The following is a 2,851-nucleotide window of genomic DNA, read 5'->3' as shown; positions in this document are numbered from 1 at the left end:
AAACTCCCCCAGAGCTTCGCCTGGGGGTACCCCCAGACAGGCTGAATTTGCTCACCCAGGTACACACACTCGGCCCCAACGGGCCAGCAAATTCAGCCCCGCCTGGGTGCCTCCAGGCGAAGCTCTGGGGGAGATCGAGGCACCGGGCCCGGGGCAGCGCCCCGGCAAGGGCCCGCGCCTCGCGAACAACCGCACCCCGCGGGCCCCGCGCCCCGAACGTCGGGCAGGCTGAGAGGCGGCCCGGCTCGCCCCGTAAGACCAGGGGCCCGCCGGGATGCCCGGTATCGAGGAGGCGCGGCCCGGAGGGTCACCCGCGTTCCGGGGCGCTGCCCGAGGTGGTCGGGGTCGGCGCATCGGACTCCGGTGCTTCCTCGAAGCTGACCCGCCCCATGTGCCGGCTCATCGACTTCATCAGGAACCACACCCCGACCGCCAGCGCCGCGAAGACGAGGAAGCCCAGGACACCGGGGGTGACCTTGTTCTCGTCCAGCTCCTTGGCCAGGGTGGCCGCGTGCGTCATTGCGAGATTTGCGCTTGCGCTCATATCAGGCATTGTCGCGGATGCCCGCGAAGAGGTCGTCCTCGGGGAGGGAAGTATCGACCAGAGACTTCGCCAGCTCGTACTCCTCCGTCGGCCAGATCTCCTTCTGCAGCTCCATGGGGACGTTGAACCAGCCGCCGTCCGGGTCGATCTGCGTGGCGTGCGCGATCAGCGCCTTGTCGCGGATCTCGAAGAAGTCCGCGCACGGAACGTAGGTGGTCAGCGTGCGCTCCACCCGCTCGAACTCCTTCCAGCGCTCCAGCCACTCCCCGTACGGGGAGTCCATCCCGCGCGCCACCAGCGCCTCGTGCAAGGCGACCGTACGCGGACGGTTGAAGCCTTGGTTGTAGTAGAGCTTCCGCGGCTGCCAGACGGGGCCGTACTCCGACTCGGGGAAGCGCTCGGCGTCGGCCGCACCATCGAAGGCCACCATCGTGATCTTGTGGGTCATGATGTGGTCGGGGTGCGGATAGCCGCCGTTCTCGTCGTACGTGGTGATCACCTGGGGGCGGAACGAGCGGATCGACCGCACCAGCCGGCCGGACGCCTTCTCCAGGTCCTCCAGGGCGAAGCAGCCCTCGGGCAGCGGCGGCAGCGGGTCGCCCTCGGGGAGACCGGAGTCGACGAAGCCCAGCCACTCCTGCCCGACGCCGAGGATCTCCCGGGCCTCGTCCATCTCCTTCTTGCGGACCTCGTGGATGTTCTCCTCGATATAGGCGTCACCCTGGAGCTTGGGGTTGAGGATGGAGCCGCGCTCGCCTCCCGTGCAGGTCACCACCAGCACGTCCACCCCCTCGGACACATACTTGGCCATCGTGGCCGCGCCCTTGCTCGACTCGTCGTCGGGGTGGGCGTGAACGGCCATCAGTCGCAGCTGCTCAGTCAAGACTCGATCCTCAGTGATTCGTCAGTGATGTGGTGCTCACGGTCGGTGCCGTCCCGCGTGAAGGTCGTTGCGGGGCGGCGGTCGGGCGGCGGGAGGAGCCTTCTATAGTGACCGAATCGGGGGACGGAAAATTCCGCGCCCCCCGCCCGAGAGGAATGACCATGACCGCCGTGCGCGAGCAGCTTCCCGAGAGCCGTTACGGCCGCTCGGCGGATCAGCGCGCGGACCGCCGGCTCAAGATCCTGGGCTCGGTCCTGGGTGTGGGTCTTGTCGGCATGGTGGGCTGGTTCGGCTACGACTACATCGCCGGGCAGGACATCAGCGGCGAGATGATCAAGTTCTCGGTGATCTCGGACTCCGAGGTGCAGGTGCATCTGGAGATCCGCAAGGACGCGGACGCCACCGGCAGCTGCACCGTGCGTTCCCGCTCGGAGGACGGCGCCGAGGTCGGATGGCGCGATGTCGCCGTCGATCGGAGCGGTGCATCGCGGATCGACCAGGTGATCACGATCCGGACGAGGGCGCGGGCCACCAGCGCGGAGCTGGTGCAGTGCGCCGCCCGATAGCGCCGCCCGGCAGCGGGACGGCGACGGTGATGTCGTGGAATCCGGCCGGGGTGCAGGGCACCGGCGGACGGCCGCCGGCGGCCCGCCGGTCCAGGTGATCACCGGGGGAACCGCGCGGGACATCACGGGGGAACATCGCCGCCGGTGATCGGCTGCTCCCCGGCCCGACCTGCGCTGACGCAGCCCTGATGGCATTTGTTCTCCCCCTTCCGCCGCGAAATTGTTAGGCTCGTGGTTTCGCCCACCCATGAAGGCACATCCTTCTGAGTAGGGCGTTGCTTTGTATTCCCAGTACCTACGAGGAGCACCTGTGACCCAGACCAGCGAAAACGTCACCTGGCTCACCCAGGAGGCGTACAACCAGCTCAAGGCCGAGCTGGAGTACCTGTCTGGTCCCGCGCGCACCGAGATCGCCAAGAAGATCGAGGCTGCGCGTGAGGAGGGGGACCTGCGGGAGAACGGCGGGTACCACGCGGCCAAGGAGGAGCAGGGCAAGCAGGAGCTCCGTGTGCGCCAGCTGACCCAGCTTCTGGACACGGCGAAGGTCGGCGAGGCCCCCGCGGACGACGGCATCGTGGAGCCCGGCATGGTGGTGACGATCGCCTTCGACGGCGACGCCGACGACACGCTGACCTTCCTGATGGCGTCCCGTGAGTACGCGAGCGCCGAGATCGAGACATACTCCCCGCAGTCACCGCTGGGCACCGGCGTGAACGGCAAGAAGGTCGGTGACGACGCCGAGTACGAGCTGCCGAACGGCAGGACGGCGTCGGTGAAGATCCTCGCGGCCAAGCCGTACTCCGGCTGACGGCGCCCGCGCAGCGGAAGAACACGCGCATCGGCGGCAAGGGGCCGGAC

At 68.3% G+C, this 2,851-nt stretch carries 4 protein-coding genes; 2 read left to right on the top strand and 2 right to left on the bottom strand.

Features of this window, described 5'->3' with window-relative positions; all coding sequences use genetic code 11:
* Positions 1 to 307 precede the first annotated feature (307 nt).
* Positions 308 to 553 (bottom strand): hypothetical protein, encoded by a 246-nt coding sequence (locus ACWF94_RS37960; RefSeq protein WP_453499422.1) that lies wholly within the window; start codon positions 551 to 553, stop codon positions 308 to 310.
* Positions 546 to 1,427 (bottom strand): mycothiol conjugate amidase Mca, encoded by an 882-nt coding sequence (gene mca, locus ACWF94_RS37955; RefSeq protein ID WP_453499420.1) that lies wholly within the window; start codon positions 1,425 to 1,427, stop codon positions 546 to 548. The genes ACWF94_RS37960 and mca overlap by 8 nt, the downstream gene beginning before the upstream one ends.
* Before the next feature lie 161 nt (positions 1,428 to 1,588).
* Here mca and ACWF94_RS37950 point away from each other — a divergent pair, with 161 nt between their 5' ends.
* Together ACWF94_RS37950 and greA are read left to right on the top strand one after the other, a co-directional pair.
* A complete protein-coding gene (locus ACWF94_RS37950) occupies positions 1,589 to 1,993 on the top strand; it encodes a DUF4307 domain-containing protein (RefSeq protein WP_453499418.1) in 405 nt (134 codons plus the stop codon).
* A gap of 310 nt (positions 1,994 to 2,303) precedes the next feature.
* Positions 2,304 to 2,801, top strand: coding sequence for a transcription elongation factor GreA (gene greA / locus ACWF94_RS37945; RefSeq protein ID WP_453499416.1), 498 nt, complete (start codon positions 2,304 to 2,306; stop codon positions 2,799 to 2,801).
* Positions 2,802 to 2,851: the final 50 nt, after the last annotated feature.

The sequence above is a fragment of the Streptomyces sp. NPDC055078 genome (assembly GCF_053607985.1).
The sequence above is the reverse complement of the archived record's forward strand: the minus strand, read 5'-3'. Positions and strand labels throughout refer to the sequence as shown.

What these genes read in the sequence shown, in the direction of transcription:
- ACWF94_RS37960 (WP_453499422.1), bottom strand. Translation starts at nt 553, where the DNA reads ATGCCTGATATGAGCGCAAGCGCAAATCTCGCAATGACGCACGCGGCC.
- ACWF94_RS37950 (WP_453499418.1), top strand. Translation starts at nt 1,589, where the DNA reads ATGACCGCCGTGCGCGAGCAGCTTCCCGAGAGCCGTTACGGCCGCTCG.